This window comes from Bradyrhizobium sp. STM 3561, from assembly GCF_045571455.1.
Taxonomy (GTDB): domain Bacteria; phylum Pseudomonadota; class Alphaproteobacteria; order Rhizobiales; family Xanthobacteraceae; genus Bradyrhizobium; species Bradyrhizobium vignae.
Map to the genome: position 1 here is coordinate 2,325,660 of NZ_CP120695.1, position 17,364 is coordinate 2,343,023.

19 protein-coding genes are annotated in these 17,364 nt (G+C 64.5%); 10 read left to right on the forward strand and 9 right to left on the reverse strand.

Annotation, left to right across the window (positions count from 1 at the left end):
• Positions 1-8 precede the first annotated feature (8 nt).
• Positions 9-938 (forward strand): dihydrodipicolinate synthase family protein, encoded by a 930-nt coding sequence (locus tag P6U28_RS10615; RefSeq protein WP_122403673.1) that lies wholly within the window; start codon positions 9-11, stop codon positions 936-938.
• On the opposite strand, the gene P6U28_RS10620 is transcribed toward P6U28_RS10615, so the two are convergent.
• From P6U28_RS10620 to P6U28_RS10645, 6 genes are read right to left on the reverse strand one after another with little or no spacing between them, the layout of a single operon-like run.
• Positions 935-2,239 (reverse strand): LLM class flavin-dependent oxidoreductase, encoded by a 1,305-nt coding sequence (locus tag P6U28_RS10620; RefSeq protein WP_122403672.1) that lies wholly within the window; start codon positions 2,237-2,239, stop codon positions 935-937. The two genes, P6U28_RS10615 and P6U28_RS10620, sit on opposite strands and share 4 nt — an antisense overlap.
• Positions 2,240-2,243: 4 nt before the next feature.
• Positions 2,244-3,002 (reverse strand): ABC transporter permease, encoded by a 759-nt coding sequence (locus P6U28_RS10625; RefSeq protein WP_122403671.1) that lies wholly within the window; start codon positions 3,000-3,002, stop codon positions 2,244-2,246.
• Entirely contained in the window at positions 2,999-3,814 is an 816-nt protein-coding gene (locus tag P6U28_RS10630) for an ABC transporter permease (RefSeq protein ID WP_122403670.1), read from the reverse strand. Before P6U28_RS10630 ends, P6U28_RS10625 begins: the two co-directional genes overlap by 4 nt.
• Positions 3,811-4,827, reverse strand: a complete 1,017-nt coding sequence (locus P6U28_RS10635) for an ABC transporter substrate-binding protein (RefSeq protein ID WP_122406722.1) — start codon at positions 4,825-4,827, stop codon at positions 3,811-3,813. The genes P6U28_RS10630 and P6U28_RS10635 overlap by 4 nt, the downstream gene beginning before the upstream one ends.
• Positions 4,828-4,850: 23 nt before the next feature.
• Entirely contained in the window at positions 4,851-5,630 is a 780-nt protein-coding gene (locus P6U28_RS10640) for a class II aldolase/adducin family protein (RefSeq protein ID WP_122403669.1), read from the reverse strand.
• A complete protein-coding gene (locus P6U28_RS10645) occupies positions 5,627-6,490 on the reverse strand; it encodes an ABC transporter ATP-binding protein (protein ID WP_122403668.1) in 864 nt (287 codons plus the stop codon). Before P6U28_RS10645 ends, P6U28_RS10640 begins: the two co-directional genes overlap by 4 nt.
• Before the next feature lie 304 nt (positions 6,491-6,794).
• On the opposite strand from P6U28_RS10645, the gene P6U28_RS10650 reads away from it, so the two are divergent.
• The 6 genes from P6U28_RS10650 to P6U28_RS10675 all read left to right on the forward strand — a co-directional run bounded on the left by P6U28_RS10650 (position 6,795) and on the right by P6U28_RS10675 (position 12,086).
• A complete protein-coding gene (locus P6U28_RS10650) occupies positions 6,795-7,433 on the forward strand; it encodes a GntR family transcriptional regulator (RefSeq protein WP_162500314.1) in 639 nt (212 codons plus the stop codon).
• A 67-nt stretch (positions 7,434-7,500) separates the two neighbouring features.
• A complete protein-coding gene (locus P6U28_RS10655) occupies positions 7,501-8,280 on the forward strand; it encodes an SDR family oxidoreductase (protein WP_122403667.1) in 780 nt (259 codons plus the stop codon).
• 7 nt (positions 8,281-8,287) lie between these two features.
• Positions 8,288-9,433, forward strand: a complete 1,146-nt coding sequence (locus tag P6U28_RS10660) for a pyridoxal phosphate-dependent aminotransferase (RefSeq protein ID WP_122403666.1) — start codon at positions 8,288-8,290, stop codon at positions 9,431-9,433.
• An 11-nt stretch (positions 9,434-9,444) separates the two neighbouring features.
• The gene (locus tag P6U28_RS10665) at positions 9,445-10,326 is read left to right on the forward strand and encodes an alpha/beta fold hydrolase (RefSeq protein WP_162500313.1); all 882 of its coding nucleotides are present in this window, start codon (positions 9,445-9,447) and stop codon (positions 10,324-10,326) included.
• A 3-nt stretch (positions 10,327-10,329) separates the two neighbouring features.
• Complete coding sequence (locus P6U28_RS10670) at positions 10,330-11,583, forward strand: Zn-dependent hydrolase (protein WP_122403665.1); 1,254 nt, start codon at positions 10,330-10,332, stop codon at positions 11,581-11,583.
• A gap of 8 nt (positions 11,584-11,591) precedes the next feature.
• A complete protein-coding gene (locus tag P6U28_RS10675) occupies positions 11,592-12,086 on the forward strand; it encodes a flavin reductase (RefSeq protein WP_162500606.1) in 495 nt (164 codons plus the stop codon).
• A gap of 103 nt (positions 12,087-12,189) precedes the next feature.
• Here P6U28_RS10675 and P6U28_RS10680 read toward each other — a convergent pair whose 3' ends face one another.
• From P6U28_RS10680 to P6U28_RS10690, 3 genes are all read right to left on the reverse strand, one after another.
• Complete coding sequence (locus tag P6U28_RS10680) at positions 12,190-12,516, reverse strand: NIPSNAP family protein (protein WP_122403663.1); 327 nt, start codon at positions 12,514-12,516, stop codon at positions 12,190-12,192.
• Between the two features lie 146 nt (positions 12,517-12,662).
• On the reverse strand, positions 12,663-13,079 hold the full coding sequence (locus P6U28_RS10685) for a tautomerase family protein (RefSeq protein ID WP_209295157.1): 417 nt from the start codon (positions 13,077-13,079) through the stop codon (positions 12,663-12,665).
• Positions 13,080-13,494: 415 nt separating this feature from the next.
• Positions 13,495-14,298, reverse strand: a complete 804-nt coding sequence (locus P6U28_RS10690; protein WP_407122191.1) for an IclR family transcriptional regulator C-terminal domain-containing protein — start codon at positions 14,296-14,298, stop codon at positions 13,495-13,497.
• A 142-nt stretch (positions 14,299-14,440) separates the two neighbouring features.
• Here P6U28_RS10690 and P6U28_RS10695 point away from each other — a divergent pair, with 142 nt between their 5' ends.
• The 3 genes from P6U28_RS10695 to P6U28_RS10705 all read left to right on the forward strand — a co-directional run bounded on the left by P6U28_RS10695 (position 14,441) and on the right by P6U28_RS10705 (position 17,350).
• On the forward strand, positions 14,441-15,805 hold the full coding sequence (locus P6U28_RS10695; RefSeq protein WP_407122192.1) for an FAD-dependent oxidoreductase: 1,365 nt from the start codon (positions 14,441-14,443) through the stop codon (positions 15,803-15,805).
• A 4-nt stretch (positions 15,806-15,809) separates the two neighbouring features.
• Complete coding sequence (locus P6U28_RS10700) at positions 15,810-16,043, forward strand: hypothetical protein (RefSeq protein WP_122403659.1); 234 nt, start codon at positions 15,810-15,812, stop codon at positions 16,041-16,043.
• A 137-nt stretch (positions 16,044-16,180) separates the two neighbouring features.
• Positions 16,181-17,350 (forward strand): nitrate/nitrite transporter, encoded by a 1,170-nt coding sequence (locus P6U28_RS10705; RefSeq protein WP_160118831.1) that lies wholly within the window; start codon positions 16,181-16,183, stop codon positions 17,348-17,350.
• The last annotated feature ends 14 nt before the right edge of the window (positions 17,351-17,364 follow it).

Sequence of the window (17,364 nt, forward strand, 5' to 3'; positions counted from 1 at the left end):
CGGCCAAGATGCGGACATTCAGCGACCGCCTGCGCGGCATTCACGCCGCCACCATCGTGCCGATGACGCCCGATTTCGAGATCGATGAGGCGCAGCTCGCAAACCATCTCGCGTCGGTTTCGTCCACACTCGGCATTAATGGGCTCCTCGTCAACGGCCACGCCGGCGAGAATTTTGTGCTGTCCCTGGCCGAGAAGCGGCGCGTGGTGGAGCTGGCGCGCCAGCACGCGCCGAAGGACTGCCTGATCGTCTCCGGGGTCAATCATGAATCGAGCCTGGAAGCGGCGCGCGAGGCGGCTGCACTGGAACAGGCCGGCGCGGACGGGCTGCTGGTATTTCCGCCCAACAGCTGGGCGCTCGGCCACGCCGATGACTGCGTGATCGAGCATCATAGCCGCATCCGTGATGCGACGACCGCTCCGCTGATGCTCTACGCCGCGCCCGTCGGCGCGGGTGCGATGGCCTACGCGCCGCCGCTGCTTACGCGGCTCGTTGCCGATCCGCGCTTCGTTGCGGTGAAGGAAGGCAGCTGGGAGGTTGCGGCCTACGAACAGAATCTCAGGCTGATCCGGAAACTGCGACAGGACTTCGTCGTGCTCGGCTCCGGCGACGAGCACCTGCTGACCAGCTATCTCGTCGGCTCGGCCGGCAGCCAGGTCAGCCTTGCCTGCGTCGTCCCGGAACTTATCGTTGGCCTCTGGAATGCGGCGGAGGCCGGCGATTGGGAGCGGGCGCGCGCCGCACATGAGAAGCTCTATCCGCTGGCTGTCGCGATCTATCGGGATGCGCCGGGAGGACGGGCGACCGTGCGGCTCAAGGCCTGCCTGAAGCGGCTCGGCCGTCTGTCGTGCGATGCGGCGCGGCCGCCGCAGCCGGCGGCGACACCGGGCGAGCTAAAGGCGCTCGAGCAGGCACTGCGCGTCGTCGGCGTGCTCTAAGCCGCGAAGAACGGATTCGCCGGCCGTGCAAGGCCGAGATGATCGCGCAATGTCGTGCCCTCATAGTCCGCACGGAACAGCCCGCGCTCCTGCAGGATCGGCACGACGAGCCGGACGAAATCCTCGAAGCCTTCGTGGAAATAGGGCGGCATCACGTTGAAGCCGTCGGCGGCATGCTCCTCGAACCAGAGCTGGAGCGTGTCGGCGATGCGCTCGGCCGAGCCGCACAGCACCCAATGCCCGCGGGCGGCGGCGGTGAGATTGTAGAGATCGCGCAGCGTCATGTTCTCGCGGCGCCCTTTGGCGAGCATGACGCTGGCGAAACTGTGATAGCTATCCGAGGGCGCGATGTCGGGGATCGGCCCGTCGAGATCGTAGGCCGACATGTCCCGGCCGAAGCGGTCAGACAGGATCGCGAGCGCGTTGCTGCCGCTGACAAAGTTCTGGAGCACGTTAAGCTTCTCGAGCGCCTCCTTGTCGGTGCGGCCGACCACGGGCATCACGCCCGGCAGCACGGTGACGTCCTCGGCCTTGCGGCCGAACGACGGCAGGCGCGCCTTCAACGAGGTATAGCCGGCCTTGGCCTCGTCAATATCCTGCACCACCGAGAACACGATATCGGCGGTGCGTGCGGCGAGCGCCTGTCCGGCTTCGGAGCCGCCGGCCTGGAGCACGACGGGTTGGCCTTGCGGGCTGCGGCCGATATTGAGCGGGCCCTTTACCTTGAAGAAGGTGCCGTCATGGTCGATCGGGCGCAGCTTTGCGGGATCGATGTAAAGGCCGCTGCCGCGGTCGGCGACGATGGCATCATCCGCCCAGCCATCCCACAGGCCCTTGACCACATCGAGGAATTCGCCCGCCATCTCGTAGCGGCTGGCGTGGTCGGGATGCCTCGTGCCGAAATTCGCCGCCGTTGCCGGATTCGCCGTCGTCACCGCGTTCCACGCAGCTCGGCCATTGGAGATGTGATCGAGCGAAGCGAACACGCGTGCGACCGAGAACGGATCGCTGTAGGTGGTGGAGACGGTCGCGCCAAGGCCGATATGGCTGGTCGAAGTCGAAAGCGCGGCCAGCATCGTCAGCGGTTCCAGCCGCAGCGCGTAGGAGGGATGGGCGGCGGCATCGGCGTAGAGATTGTCGCCCATGAAGATCAGGTCGAACTTGCCGCGCTCGGCGGTGCGGCCGATCTCCTGGATCGCCGCAAAGTCCTGAAAACTGTCGACTGCACCGGGATAGCGCCAACCCGCGACGTGGCTGCCGGTGCCGAGGATGAACAATCCGAGATGCATCTGTCGTTTCATGGCGTCATGTCCAGAACAGGATTTTTTGCTCGAGAAAGCCGATCAGGCCGAAGAAGGCGAGGCTCGCCGCCGAGGCGACGAAGATCGCGGACCAGACCTGGACGAAGTCGATCTGGAGCACGGCCTGGTAGATCACCCAGCCGAGCCCACCATGGGCCCCTAACATCTCGGTGACGATCGCCACGATCACGCTGCGCACGGTGGAAACGCGCATGCCCGCCAGCAGCAGCGGCAGAGCGGTCGGCAGGCGCAATCGCCACAGCACGCTGAGGCGGCTCGCGCCAAAACTCTTCATCAGGTCGACGGCGCGGCGATCGACGCGGTCGAGCCCGGCCAGCATCGACAGCAGGATGGTGAAGCTCACCGCCATCGCCACCATAACGATCTTCGAGCTGACGCCGATGCCGAACCAGAGCAGGATCAACGGCGAATAGCCGACCACAGGCACCGAATTGATGGCGGTCGCGAGCGGCAGGATCGCGCTGCGCAACGCCGGCGCCAGCGCGATGGCGACGGCGAGGCCGATGCCGATCAGGCAGCCGAGGCCGTATCCCGCCAGTGCTTCGAGCAGCGTGTAGCCGGCGGCGTCAATGAGTATCGCGCGCTTGGACCAGAGACCCACCAAGATGTCGCTGACCGCGGGGAGAACATAGGCCGGCAGATGCAGTCCGCGCGCGATGCCTTCCCAGCACGCGATCAGGATGACGGCGCCGAGAATGCCGCGCTGGACGGCGAGCGAAGGCGAGGCGAGCGCGCGGCTCATTGCTCGGCGCTCCAGAACACCAGCCGCCGCTCCACCGCGGCGACCACCGCATAGAAGCCCGTGCCGAGCAGGGCCGCGGCGAGCAGAGCGCCCCAGATCGCGACGACGTTCTCAGTGAACATGGCCTGGAGCAAGAGCACGCCGAGGCCGGTGGTGTCGCCGAACCATTCACCGACGATGGCGCCGACGAGGCTCAATGATGCTGCGAGCCGCAGCGCCACGAAGATCTGCGGCATTGCCGTCGGAAGCTGAAGGCGCAGCAGGAGCTGGCGATTGGAGGCGCCGAAGCTGCGCATCAGCGCGACCTGCTTGGGATCGACCGTATCGAGGCCCAGCAGCGTGTTCACCGTCACCGGAAAGAAGGTCAGATAGAACGCGATGATCGCCTTGGCGAGCAGCGTGTTGCCGAACCACAGCACCACCAGCGCACCGAAAGCGATGACCGGAATGGTCTGCGACACCACGAAGATCGGAAAGATCATTTCGCGCAGCGCGCGGACGCGGAAGAACACGATGCCCATGAGCACGCCGAAGGCGCCGCCGGACGCAAAGCCAATCAGCGTCTCGGCGAGCGTGCGGAGGAAACCGTCGACATAGGCCCGAGGCGTTGCCGCGATCGCCATCAGGATCGTGCTGAGGCGCGGCAGATAGTAGGGACGGATACCGAACAGCAGCACCGCACCTTCCCAGACTACTGCCGCAATGGCGAGGCCGAGCAGGAGCCGAATCAGCTTGCGCAGCGAATCCGGCATCGTGATCGACCGCGTCGCGGCGGCGGCCTCACCGAGCGATGTCGCGGCAGGGCTGCTCACGGCAGCCGGTCCGCCGCAGGGACGCTCTGGATGAAGCTTGCGTCATAGGCGGCGGCAAGATCCAGCGGCTTGGAGATCACGCCATACTTCAGGAAGAAGTCGTGAGCGGTCTTGACCGCGTCGGCATCGATCCAGAACAGGCCGTTCTTTGCCGCCGCGCCTGACGTCATCAGGCGCTTCACCTCGGTGAGCATGAACTCCTGCTGCGCCCGATCGAGCGTCGGGGCTGCGGCCATCACGGTGTCGACGGCGCCCTTGGGATCGGAGAAGGCGTCCTTCCAGCCCTTCAGCGACGCGCGCAGAAATGCCTTGACCAGCTCCGGCTTCTCCTTGGCGGTCGCTTCGGCCACGATCAGCGTGTCGCGCGGGAAGGTGATGCCGTAATCTTCGGCAACGAACGTCTTCAGACTGTCCTTCGGCATGCGCGACTGGATGGTGTAGAACTCGTTATAATAGGTCGCCGTGACGACATCGACGCTACCGTCGACGAACGGAGTGACAGAGACCTGCTGCGGCTGGATCTTGAGTTCATCCGGCTTGATGCCTTCCTTGGCCAGCATGCCGTTGAGCACGTGGTTAGCACCGGTGAACCAGGTGGTGACGGTCTTGCCTTTAAAATCCTGGATCGTCTTCACAGGTCCATCTTTGCGGGTGACGAAGATGAAGGGCGTGATCTGGTGCGACACGCCGATGCAGACGATTGGGAGTCCCTTGTCTCGGGCGGCGAACACGCTATCGGTGCCGCCGGACAGGCCGAACGTGTCGGCGCCGGTGGCGACCAGGTTCTCGGTGAGCAGGTTGGGCCCGCCGGGATTGATGGTGAGGTCGATACTCTCGGCCTTGTAGTAGCCCTTGGCGGCGGCGACGTAGAAGCCGGCGAACTGGGCCTGCGGCAGCCATTTCAGGCGCAGGCTCGCCTTCTGCGGCTCGGCTGCCGGCGCAGCCGTGACGAGCGAGCCGGTCGCCAGTGCGATGGCGGAGAGGACGGAGAAGGCGTGGCGTCGGCTCAACATGGTCATACTCCAGGCGGTGAAAATCAATTGCGGTAAGACGGATCGGTGCGATCGAGCTGGCGCATCAAGGCGGGCCATTCGCGTTCGCCGGGGACCAGAATGTCGCCCTGCAATTCCCAGAACTGGCGCGCGGCCTTCTCGCAGACCTCGTGCGGCGGCATCACCAGCGTGGCGCCGGCTGCGGCCGCCGCCTGCATCTGAAGCTGAATCCGCGCGGCGCGCTCGAAATAGTAGAGCAGCATGAAGGCCTCGCCCGGCGTCCGACCGACGGTGAGGATGCCGTGGTTGCGCATCAGCATCACCTTGTGCGGGCCGAGATCGCGCACCAGGCGCGTCTGCTCGTCGAGATCGATAGCGACGCCTTCGTAGTCGTGGAAGGCCTGGCGCTCGTAGAAGCGCATCGCGAACTGGCTGAGCGGCAGCAGGCCCTTCTCCTGCCCGGAGACCGCAACGCTCGCGTCGGAGTGGGTGTGCAGCACGCAGGCCGCGTCGTGGTTCGAGGTGTGGATCGCGGCATGGATGACGAAGGCCGCGACGTTGACCGCATGCGGTGTGTCGTCGAGCTTGTTTCCCTTGGTGTCGATCTTGACGAGGCTCGACGCGGTGATCTCGTCGAACAGCAGCCCGTAGGGGTTGATCAGGAACTGATCCTCGTGGCCGGGCACGCGCATGGAGATGTGATTATAGATCAGGTCGTCCATCCCGAGCTTGGCGACCATGCGATAGCAGGCGGCGAGCTTGACGCGGGCGTCCCACTCGGCCGGATCGATCCCGTGCGCTTCTCTCGCTGACATCGCGTTCACTGCGACTTCTCCTGCGCGATGGAGGACTGGAACGATTTCATGCTTTCCTCCTCGATCGCATCGAGCAGCGTGCGCTTGAGGCGGATGAATTCGGGGGACGTGACGATCTCGGGGCGGCGCGGGCGGGGGAGGTCAACGACCTGTTCGAGCTTCACCGAGCCTGGACGCGCAGTCATCACCAGCACGCGGTCGCCGAGGAAGATCGCCTCGTCGACATCATGGGTGATGAAAAGAATCGTGCGGCGGTATTTCTGCCAGACGTCGAGCAGCCAGCGCTGCATCATCGCGCGCGTCAGCGCATCGAGCGCGCCGAACGGCTCGTCCAGCAGCATCAGGTCGCGCTCGAACAGGAAGGTGCGCATCAGCGCAACGCGCTGGCGCATGCCGCCCGACAATTGATTGGGATATTGCTTCTCGAAGCCGGCGAGGCCGAACTCGGGCAGCATTTTCAGCGCCTTGGCGCGCGCCTGATCGCGCGGCATCCCCTCGACCTCGAGCGCGAGGATGGCATTGTCCACCACGTTGCGCCAGGGAAACAGCAAATCGCGCTGCGGCATGAAGGAGACGCGGCCGAGCAAGTCGGCGGCATGGCAGCTCTTGGCTTCGAAGCGCAGGATGCCGCCGGCATCCGGCTCTTCCAGGCCTGCGACGATGTTGAAGAGGGTGCTCTTGCCGCAGCCGCTGGGGCCGACGACGGTGACGAACTCGCCGGGGGCGATGTTCGCCTGAAGTCCCGACAGGGCCGCGACAGCACCGAATGTCTTGTTGATCGCGCGAAGTTCAAGCAGCGGCTCAGGCTTGGGCTGAGCCTGCGGGGCTTCGGGGGCCGGGCCGGGATGGGGGAGGCGGGCAGCCTGCACCGGGGTATCCTTGTATAATTGCGGCGGTCATTCGCATACGGAAGCAGGACCGCGTCGAAATCTCTTAGCAACTCGTGTGCCAGTGCGATTTTCGCGCAAATCAGGCATAAGACTTGCGAGAACGACGGCCGAATATCTCGGCGGCACCCGCATCTCCGGGAGAAAACCGGTCATTTCGTGGGGATAGGAGCGCCAATATGTATACGTATATTGAGATTGGAGAAACATGATGGCGGGTATTGGTGCACATGGCGCAGGCAAGCGCGTCAAAAATGGGCATGAAACCCTCACCGCGACCTCCGGCATGACGCTCGCGGAAAGCCTGCGCCAGAGGCTCGAGGGCGCGATCGCAGCCGGCCGTCTGGAGCCGGGTAGCCGGCTCGACGAGCAGGAGATCGCGCAGCGCTTCGGCGTCTCCCGCACGCCGGTGCGGGAGGCGTTCCGCCTGATGGCGGCGAACAATCTGGTCGAGCTGCGCGGCCGGCAGGGGGCGACGGTCCGCAGCATCAAGGCGCAGGCGCTGATAGAGATGTTTCAGGTCATGGCAGAGCTTGAGGGGCTCTGCGCGCGGCTGGCCGCAAGACGCGTCTCCCAGGCCTGGGGTGCGGAAATTGGTGAGATTCACCAGCGACTTGTCGCGACAGGCGAAACCGGCGACATCGACGTGTTCTACGACATCAATCAGGAATTCCACGAAGCGATCTACGAGGCCTCGCGCAACGCCTTCCTCGCCGATCAGACCCGCAAGCTGCGCAATCAGGTCGCCGCCTATCGCCGCCGGGTGACGCGAATGCCGAACCGGATCGCCGATACCGTTCGCGAGCACGAGGCGATCATGCAGGCGATCCTGGCCCACGACCCGGAGCGGGCGCACAGCGCCATGCGGGACCACGTCAACCTGCTCGGCGACAACCTCTTGGACTTCCTCGCCGCCTTCGAATGACCCTTCGGCCTCTTGGTATGCAAATTGCTAGGCCTTGTATATCTAGCCTGCATCCTGGAGACCCGGAGTGGACCTGAAGCTGACGAACAAGACCGCCCTCATCACCGGCGCGTCGAAAGGAATTGGACTGGCGGTGGCCGAGCTCTTCGCCGCCGAGGGGTGTCATCTCCATCTCGCCGCCCGCAACGGCGAAGCTCTGCTTGAGGCCAAGAAGGCGCTCGAAGCCCGCCATGGCGTGAAGATCACGATCTATGCGCTCGACCTGTCGAGCACGTCCGCGATGGAGAAGCTGGCGGCCGAAGTCGGCGACATCGACATCCTCATCAACAATGCCGGCGACATCCCGGCCGGCTCGCTGGAGATCCTCGACGACGCCGCCTGGCGGCGTGGCTTCGATCTCAAGGTGTTCGGCTACATCACGCTGTCGCGCCTTTATTATCCGCGGATGAAGGGCAGGGACGGCGTCATCATCAACATCATCGGCAATTCCGGCGAGAACTGGGATGCGAGCTACATCGCGGGCTCGACCGGCAATGCGGCGCTGATGTCCTTCACCAAGGCGCTCGGCGGGCGCAGCCTCGACCACGGCGTGCGCGTGGTCGCGGTCAATCCGGGTCCGGTTGCGACCGACCGCATGCTCAAGATCATGAAGCGCAAGGCGATCGACATGCTCGGTGACGAAAGCCGCTGGGAGGAGCTGTTCGACAAGTATCCGGGCAAACGCCCGGCGACGTCGGAAGAGGTCGCCGATCTCGTCGCCTTCCTGTCCTCGCCGCGGTCCGGCTACATCACCGGCACCGTGGTGACGATCGACGGCGGCATCGCCGCGCGCGGCTCGGTGATCTGAGGCGTCGATGTCGAAGCCTCAATCCGCGGCGCTGGTCCGCAACCGCTATTTCGACGAGCTCTCGGCGACGCCGGGACTCTATTGGCTCGGCCAGAACACCAACCATATCGAGAGCCACCCCGCCGTGCGCGAGGCCATGCTGCGCTCGATCGAGGCAGGCGAGTTCAATGCCTATGCCCCACCGCTCGGCTTCGAGGCGCTGCGCGAGGCGATCGTCGCGGATCTCGGCACGCCGGGCGCAGAGGCCCTGGTGACCGAGGGCGGCGTCAACGCACTGGCGATGATCTGCCGTGCACGCTGCAAGCCCGGCACCACGCTTGTCACTACCGATCCGACCTGGAAATGGCCGTGCCTGTTCGCGCGCCAGCAGGGCGCCGAGGTGATCGAGATCCCGATCTACGATCCCGCCTGCAACTACCGCCTGACGCCGGCAGCCTTGAGGGCGCATGTCGATGAGCGCACGGCGATCATCTATCTCGTCGATCCCAACAATCCGCTCGGCATCCGCTATACGCGCGAGGAGATCGAGAGCTTTGCCGCGATCGCGCGCGATTGCGGCGCGCTGCTGGTGCACGACTGCACCTATCGCGATTTCGCCGACGGCCACACGCCGGCCCTTCATGTCGCCCCGAAAGGCTCGGTGGTCTCGACCAGCTTCTCGAAATGGCTCGGGCTTGCAGGCCTGCGGATCGGGGCGCTCGTCGCGGCGCCAGACCTGTTCGAGGAGCTGGCGCAGACCTCCACAAGCGTGCTCGGCGCCAGCGTCATCGCGCAGCGCGCGGCGCAGGCGGGGCTGTCGGTGAAGGCCGAATGGATGACGAAGGTCCGCGGCACCGATCGCGCCAACAAGGCGATGATCCAGGAGGCGGCAGCCGCGATCGAGGGCCTGGCGCTGCCGATCATGCCCTCGCACGGCAACTTCCTCGTGCTCGAAACCATCACGGCGGGCATCCGACCCGAAGCGCTGGTCGAATGCTATCGCCGCCAGGGCATCATGATCCGCCAGGGCACCTATCACACCCAGCGTTTTGGCGACCGCTTCGTCAAGATCAGCACCTCCGTGCCGCAAGGCTGGGTCGAAAAGCTGTGCACGCTGCTGCCGGAGATGGTCGCGCAGGCGCGCACGCTCAACGATCTGCCGCCGCAATTCTAGGGACGATGCCGATGACGATGATCACGACGAAGGACGGCGTGAAGCTCCATGTGGAAGAGGCCGGCGAGGGCACGCCGATCCTCTTCATCCACGAATTCGGCGGCAACCACGCAAGCTGGGAGCCGCAGCTGCGCTATTTCAGCCGGCGCCATCGCTGCATCAGCTACGCCGCGCGCGGCTATCCGCCGTCGGACGTGCCTGACAGCGTGGAGGCCTATTCGCAGGCGATCGCCGCTGATGATGCGGTCGCCGTGCTCGACGCGCTCAAGATCGATAGGGCGCATATCGTCGGCCTCTCCATGGGCGGATTCTGTACGGTGCATTTCGGCCTTCGCACGCCGGAGCGCGCTTTGTCGCTCACGGTGGCCGGCGCCGGTTATGGCTGCGAGAAGGAGTTCGAGGAGTATTTTCGCGGCGTCTCGCGCGAAGTCGCCGACAGTTTCGAGAAGCAGGGAGCGAAGGAGTTTTCCAGGATCTATGCGCTCGGTGCGAGCCGGGTGCAGTTCCAGAACAAGGATCCGCGCGGCTGGCAGGAGTTCGCCGATCGGCTCGCCACCCATTCCGACCGCGGCGCCGCCAACACGATGCGTGGCGTCCAGGCGCGGCGGCCGTCATTCTATGACCTCGAAGACGGCCTGAAGAAGATGATGGTGCCGACGCTGGTTATCGTCGGCGATGAGGACGACCATTGTCTGCAGCCCGGCATCTTCCTGAAGAAGACGATTCCCGCCTGCGGTCTCTCGGTCTTTCCCAAGACCGGCCACACGCTCAATCTCGAAGAGCCGGCGGCATTCAACGCACTGCTCGCCGAGTTCATTGCCCAGGTCGAGGCCGGACGCTGGCTGCCGCGCGATCCACGCGCGCTGCCGGGTCAGATCATGCGCACGAAGTAGCCGATGACGGGCAAGCCTCTGATCAACGCCGATCGGCTCTGGACCCGCTTGATGGCGCTCGCCGAGATCGGGGCGACGCCGGCCGGCGGGGTCAACCGTCAGGCGCTGAGCGACGGCGAGATGGCGGCTTGGCGCCGCGTCATCGGCTGGGCGCGCGAAGCGGGCTCGACGCCTTCAACGGATGCTGCGGGAAATCTGTTCCTGACCCTGGCCGGCCGCGATCGCGCCGCACCGCCGCTGCTGCTCGGCAGTCATCTCGATAGCCAGCCGACCGGCGGAAAGTTCGACGGCGCCGCCGGCGTGATGGCGGCATTGGAGGCGGTGGTCTCGCTGGCCGGGCAGGGCGACAAGCCCGCGCGCGATATCGTCGTCGTCGCCTGGATGAACGAGGAAGGCTCGCGCTTCGCGCCGGGCATGATGGGCTCGGAGGCCTTTACCGGTGAGCGCGACATGGACGCGATCCGCGCTGCGCGCGATGCAGACGGCATCAGTGTCGGCGAGGCGCTCGACCGCCTCCACCAGGCTTTTCCCGATATGCCGCGCCGGTCGCTCGGCTTTGCCGCCGGGGCCTATCTCGAATTACACATCGAGCAGGGACCCCTGCTGGAAGCGGCCGGCTGCACCATCGGTGTCGTCACCGGCATCCAGGGCAAGAAGACCTTTCAGGTCGTGCTCGAGGGTGCCGAGGGCCACGCCGGCACGCTGGCGCAGCAGGAGCGGCGCGATGCGCTCGCGGCTTTTGCCCGGATGGCGACCGCGCTGCATTCCGAGATCGGCACCATCGATGCCGACATCAAGTTCACCATCGGCCGGATCGCCGTCGTGCCGAACGCGCCGTCGGTGGTGCCGTCGCGCGTCAGCTTCAGCATCGATCTGCGTCACCCTGACAATGCGGTGCTCGACGCGGCCGGCGCGCGCATCAACACTCTTTGCCGAGAGAAGGCGCCGCCGTGCTCGGTTACTGTGACGCCGCTCGTCGATGCGCCGTCGAACGTCTTCGATTCGCGCCTACGTGCGAGCATCGCGAAGGCGGCGCGGGAGCAGGGGCACCCCGCCATGGACATCCTGTCGGCCGCCGGTCACGACGCGCGTCATCTCGCAAAAATCTGTCCGGCCGCGATGATCTTCATCCCGTGCCGCGACGGGGTGAGCCATGTCGAGCACGAATGGGCCGAGCCCGATCATGTCGCCGCCGGCGCCTCCGTGCTAGCGCAGGTGCTGCGCGAACTCGCATATCCGCCCGCGGCGGGGGCGTGAGGATGACGATGCGGAGCGTGGCCTCTCAGGATTATCGCGACGCGATGGCCTGTCTCGGTGCCGCCGTCAGTATCGTGACGACCGACGGCAGCGCGGGCCGCGCTGGGTTTACCGCATCTGCGATTTGCAGCGTCACCGACGATCCGCCGACGCTACTGGTCTGCATCAACCGAGCGTCTTCCGCCTATGCCAGCGTGACACGCAACAAGGCGGTCTGCGTCAACGTGCTCTCGGCGCGGCACGAGCCGCTGTCTCGCCTGTTCGGCGGCAAGGTGCCGGCCGAGGAGCGGTTCGCCGCGGCCACATGGTCGACGCTCGAGACGGGAGCGCCGCTCCTCGTCGACTGCACTGCTGCGTTCGATTGTCGGATCGCCCACATGGTCAATGTCGGCACGCACGACGTGCTGTTCTGTCGCGTGGTCGCGCTGCAGAGGTCATGCTATACGGATAGTTTGATCTATTTCGGCCGTGCTTACCACGCTGTTGGGACAGGCTCGGGCTGAGATCGGCGAATGGGGTTGATCCCACCCATTCGATCGCTATGGTCGCGCGGCTCTAGCCTTCGAACATCAGTGGTGCGCCGCAGCCTTCTGTCCGGAAGGACGGCTATTTGACCGAAGAGAATGCCGTCGGGGCCAGAATCTGGCTGACGATGTTGGCGATGATCTGGCCGTCCGCATGGGACTTGTTGCTCGCCTCGTGCCAATCCGGATCGGCCACGAACGCGCCCCATTTCTTTTCGCGTTCGGCGAGCGACTCCCAGGCCAGGAAATAGGTCAGCTCCTGGTTAGATTCGCCGATCATCGTGGTGAAGAACCCGGCCTGCTTGATGCCATGCTTCTCCCAGATCTTCAGCGTGGCAGTCTCGAACCGCTTCAGCAATGCCGGCAGGCGGCCGGGTACGCAGCGATACTGGCGCATTTCGTAGATCATTCTCGTTTCCTCTCTGAACAGTCCTGCGGTTATAATGACGGGCCATAACCCGTGAATGGCCCATCGTGTTCGGCGACAAGATGGCGATCGCGCTGCTCGAGCGCCTCACTCATGATTGCGACACGTGATTCCTCCGTAGCACTTGGTCATTCCCTGGATGTCCAGCCGGCATGCCTGGTCTGGCCCTCGGCCGGCGACCAGTCAGGGGCGAGGCGCCCGTTTCGATAAGCCTCGTCACCTGCGTGCTGCGTGAAGAGGACGGTGAACATCGCAGCAGGGACGGCGAGATGGGTTTCGCAGGCTTCGGTCAGTCTGCGAGCGAACCGCGTGCGCTGATCGACACTGCGTCCTGCCCTGATATCGACCATTGCGAGCGCCACCGTCTCAATCGGCGCGAAGCCTGTGCGATAGAGATTATCGCACCCGAGCTCTACAAAGCCGATGTTCACTACCCCCGGCGGCGCCAGTAGTTCCTCGCAGTAGAGTTTGCCGATGACTTCAGCTGCCTTTCGCTTGGCTGCGGCTGGGTAATGTCCCGGAAGGTTCAGCTGAACATAAGGCATTGGTCCCCCTTGTGATCGCGCAGGTCTAGGCGAGCATGAGATGTGCAAGCTTGCGGGGCAGTCAGCATGGGCTGTGGCCAGTTTGCAGCTGATGGTAATTGCAGTCCACGCTTGTACTGAGGTATTCCGCAGCGAGGGCGCGCTATAGTGTCCGCGGGGCGACCTGCAGGGCACCTCACAGCGATCGTTACCATGCCTGGCATGTTTGCCTGCGCATGAACCTGCTCGGAATAGTGCCCAAGAGCCATGGCGCCACAAAGGAATGCTCGTCTCCACAGCATCTCTAACACGATCTCTCAGAGCTCGTCCCGCGTCAGGAACCATACTGGTCCTTCGAACGAAAGCGTGCCAACGGAAATTGTACAAAAAAGCTCCAGTCTGTGCGCTATGCGCACAAGGCGAATGGACCGTGCTCCTACGGCAGCATCGACGAAAGCTCGCCCGCCATCCCCTTCAGCTTGGAGACAAATTCTCCAGCCAGTTTTTCCCTGTTGGCGCGCGCCGAGCTCGTGCTCGCATTGAGCGTCGCGACGACAAGACCGGCTCGATTGAACACCGGAACCGAGACGCTGACTAAACCGTCCTCCAGCTCTTGGTAGTTGATGCAGTAGCCCTTCACCTTGCTCTCGACGATCAGCGAAAGAATCTCGCGCTTGAGCATGACCGTGTGCCGCGTGTGGCGGACGATCCTGGTCCGCGCCAGCAGCCGCTCCACTTCGACGCGTGGCTTGTAGGCGAGCAACACGCGTCCGGATGCGGAGGAGAACGCCGGCAGTCGCATGCCTGTCGTGACGACGTAAGACAGTCGCCGGCCGGGAATGTCGGATCGCGCGACGAATACGACTTCAGCTTCGTCGAGCACGGCGAGTGAGACTGTCTCGCCGATCGAACGGGCGAGCTGGTCTAGAAATGGTTGCAGGGAAGCGCCGAAACCGGCGGACGACAGAAACGAGTAGGCGAGCCGGAGCACGCGCGTTGTCAGCTCGAAGCGACGCTCATGCAGGCGAGCGAAGCCAAGCTCCACCAGCGTAAGGAGGAGGCGACGCGCCACCGCCCGGTCCATCCCGGTACGTTCGGCGACCTGCGCCAGCGTCATGGCCCTGTTCTCGGCGCCGAACGACTGGATGACCGCAAGTCCGCGCGCAAAAGCCGTTACGAAATTCCGGTTCAGTTTCTCCTCCGCAATCGGCCGACAATACCGCGGTTTCGACGATGCCATCGATCAGATCTCCACTGCTGTGCGTATAGCGCACACTTTGGCACGAAAACGCACAGTTCGCCCTAGCGTCCAGTCTCGGCCTGCGCACATAGTCCGGATAAGAACACGGGCGTTGAACACGCGAGCGAAGGGAAGGAGCGCCATGACCATCGGCAGTAGCGAGGTGTTGCAAAGGGCCGGCCGGCTTCCGCCGGTCTGCTCGGGTGATCATTTTGATATCGTGGTAGCCGGCGGGGGTGCTTCGGGTCTAATGGCGACGGTGTCTGCCGCCAGGCAGGGTGCACGCGTCCTCGTCGTGGAAACATCCGGCTGCTTCGGTGGCGCCGGCACAACGTCGATGGTGGCGCAGTGGCTCGGCTTCTACAATGGCGAGACATGCGCTGTCGGCGGCCTGCCCATGGAATTCGCCGAGCGGGTGATCGCCCGGGGCGGATCCAACGGCTTTGAAAACTACGTGCTGGCGGAAGCCACCGTGCGTCCCCTTCACCTCAAGCGCCTTCCGTTCAATCCCGAAATCGTAAAGCTCGTCGCCGATGAGCTCGTCCTGGAGAGCGGGGCGTCTGCATTGGTTCATGCCCGGATTTGCGGCGCCTCCCGAGACGACGACCGTGTGACCGGGGTGCAGATCGAAACGTCCGGCGGACGGCTCAACGTGGGGGCGAGCTGCTTTATCGACGCGACCGGGGATGCGGTCGTTGCGCGCCATGCAGGAGCGCCACTGGCGGACGTACAGGCAGGTCGGCACCGCATGGGAATGAGCCTCGTCTTTCGATTGTCCCACGTCGATGTCGCTCGCTTTCGCGCCCTCTCAAGGCAGGAAAAGCGCGCGATTGCTCTCGAGGGCATGGCCACAGGTGAGCTGTTCTGGGATGTCCTGTCCGTCTCGCCGGTCGGCACGTCTGACGCCATCTGCCTGATGAGCCATCTGGATGGGCTCGATAATCTCGACCCCAACGATCTGACCAGGGCGGAGTTTATCGGACGCTATCAGGTCAGTCGCATCGCCAGCTTCCTCAAGCGGAGAATGCCGGGATTTGCAGCTTGCGAGCTGGCTGGAATTGCAAGCCATGTCGGCGTGCGAGAAAGCGTTCGGCTGGTCGGCGACTACCTGCTTACGGAACAGGATGTGGTCGGTGCCACACCGTTCGAGGATGCGGTAGCGCTGGGCTGCGGTCCCTTGGATGTGCATGAGGAAGATGGCAAGCTCCGGCTCTTCATGCCGGCGCAGCCGTTCGAGATTCCAGCGCGCAGCATGACCTGCATTTCGGTCAGGAATCTCGTCGTCACTGGTCGGGCCATCTCGGCGACCCGCGAGGCGAATGGGGCGATCCGGCACCAGGCCACGGCCATGGCACTGGGCCAGGCCGCCGGCCACCTCGCGGCGCATGCCGGGGCGTACGGCTGGGACGTGCGGGCGTTGCCGCACGGGACTGTTCAGAAGAGTCTGACTGCAGCAGGGGCCCTGCCGTCGCGTGGCCATCTGCCGCCGGCAACTGCCGTTAGCTGAGCGGATGATCGAGACCAATACCATGCGCACAGCGCCCCGCTTGACCAAGCCGGCCGGGGCGGATCTCGACACGATCTACGTGAGTTGCGAAGCGCCTGCAATGGCGGCGATCGACCCGTTCCGGGCGCGTGCACGACAACAACAGGGTTGGCGCTTCCAGGCCATCCCCTCGTCGCACGCCTGCATGGCGACCGCGCCGGAGCTGACCGGCAAGACACTGGAAAGGGCCGTCCCATGAATGTCGTTGCGAACACGCGACCGCGCGTTGCACAGGATGATGCGACAAGTGCATCTACGGGGGGCGCCAATGCAGGGGTTGGCGCGTCAGCAACGGCTCCGGCCGAGCCGAAAGGTTCGGTTGGTTCTTATCGATGGGTGGTCCTTTCGGTCGTTTTTGCCGCTTTCCTGGTGACCTTCCTCGACCGGCTGGCATGGGCGAATGCCAATCTCATGGCCAGCAAATCACTGGACATTCCGGTCGCAACACTCGGCCTGTACGTGACGGCCTTCTACACCGGCTACGTGATCGCGAGCGGCCTTGCAGGCTTCGTAACCGACCGTATCGGATCGCGGCTGATGCTGTTTTTCGCGCTCGCGCCGCTTGCCGCGTGCACGTTTCTGTTCGGGTTGACCAGTTCATTCGCGATGGGGCTCGTACTGCAGGCCCTGATGGGCCTGTTCGCCGGCGCGGACTATGCTGCTTGCGTCAAGGTTGTCGCCGATTGGTTCGGCCGAACCGAGCGCGGCAGGGCGCTTGGTCTGTTTTCGACGGCGCCGTCGATCGGTGTCGCCGCCGCAAACGCGATCTTTCCGATGCTGCTGGGCGTCGTGGGCTGGCGCGCGCTCTATTGGGGCCTCGGTGGCCTCACGGTACTCGTTGCCGTGATCTGCCTGTTCCTCTTGACCGACTTGACGCCGGCGGGGGCCGGCGAACGCAACTCGAAGACGCCCGATCAGGTGACATGGCGCCGCGGATTTGCAGCACTGTGGGCCGACAGGAACCTCGTTCTGATCGCGCTTGCCGGCTTCGGTGCCAATTGGGGTACGTGGGGATTTGCGTTCTGGGCGACCGCGCTGATGATCCGGGGCTATCAGCTCAGTCCAGTGGATGCGGGCGCGATCGCCCTGATCTTTGGTATCGCGGCTGCAGTCTCAAAGCCCCTCTATGGACTGCTCTCGGACATGCTTGGCGGCAAGCGCCGCAATCTTGTCATCTGCGACCTTCTCGCGTTCGCCGCGATGCTGATCGTATTCGGTATGATGCACACGAAAAGCGGATTCCTGATCGCAGCGCCGCTCCTTGGGTTGACTGCCGTGGTCTACAGCCCGCTGCTTGCCGCAATGATCACCGAGAGGGTCGACATGCGGATGACGGCGACCGCGACCGGTATGATCAATGCTCTCTGGCAGCTCGGAAGCGTGATCGTTCCGAGCGTTGTTGGCGTGGTGTTCGCGGCAACCGGCTCGTTTGCGGCGGCCTTTGCTGTCCTCGCGGCAGGACCCCTCATCGGAACCTTGTGCATGCTTGCGGTCCACGAGCGATGATCAGCATGTGTTGA

Excerpts from the sequence above, each read along its gene's own strand:
- P6U28_RS10615 (WP_122403673.1), top strand. The coding sequence starts at position 9 with ATGCGGACATTCAGCGACCGCCTGCGCGGCATTCACGCCGCCACCATC.
- P6U28_RS10620 (WP_122403672.1), bottom strand. The coding sequence starts at position 2,239 with ATGAAACGACAGATGCATCTCGGATTGTTCATCCTCGGCACCGGCAGC.
- P6U28_RS10625 (WP_122403671.1), bottom strand. The coding sequence starts at position 3,002 with ATGAGCCGCGCGCTCGCCTCGCCTTCGCTCGCCGTCCAGCGCGGCATT.
- P6U28_RS10635 (WP_122406722.1), bottom strand. The coding sequence starts at position 4,827 with ATGTTGAGCCGACGCCACGCCTTCTCCGTCCTCTCCGCCATCGCACTG.
- P6U28_RS10650 (WP_162500314.1), top strand. The coding sequence starts at position 6,795 with ATGACGCTCGCGGAAAGCCTGCGCCAGAGGCTCGAGGGCGCGATCGCA.
- P6U28_RS10660 (WP_122403666.1), top strand. The coding sequence starts at position 8,288 with ATGTCGAAGCCTCAATCCGCGGCGCTGGTCCGCAACCGCTATTTCGAC.
- P6U28_RS10665 (WP_162500313.1), top strand. The coding sequence starts at position 9,445 with ATGACGATGATCACGACGAAGGACGGCGTGAAGCTCCATGTGGAAGAG.
- P6U28_RS10670 (WP_122403665.1), top strand. The coding sequence starts at position 10,330 with ATGACGGGCAAGCCTCTGATCAACGCCGATCGGCTCTGGACCCGCTTG.
- P6U28_RS10675 (WP_162500606.1), top strand. The coding sequence starts at position 11,592 with ATGCGGAGCGTGGCCTCTCAGGATTATCGCGACGCGATGGCCTGTCTC.
- P6U28_RS10680 (WP_122403663.1), bottom strand. The coding sequence starts at position 12,516 with ATGATCTACGAAATGCGCCAGTATCGCTGCGTACCCGGCCGCCTGCCG.
- P6U28_RS10685 (WP_209295157.1), bottom strand. The coding sequence starts at position 13,079 with ATGCCTTATGTTCAGCTGAACCTTCCGGGACATTACCCAGCCGCAGCC.
- P6U28_RS10690 (WP_407122191.1), bottom strand. The coding sequence starts at position 14,298 with ATGGCATCGTCGAAACCGCGGTATTGTCGGCCGATTGCGGAGGAGAAA.
- P6U28_RS10695 (WP_407122192.1), top strand. The coding sequence starts at position 14,441 with ATGACCATCGGCAGTAGCGAGGTGTTGCAAAGGGCCGGCCGGCTTCCG.
- P6U28_RS10700 (WP_122403659.1), top strand. The coding sequence starts at position 15,810 with ATGATCGAGACCAATACCATGCGCACAGCGCCCCGCTTGACCAAGCCG.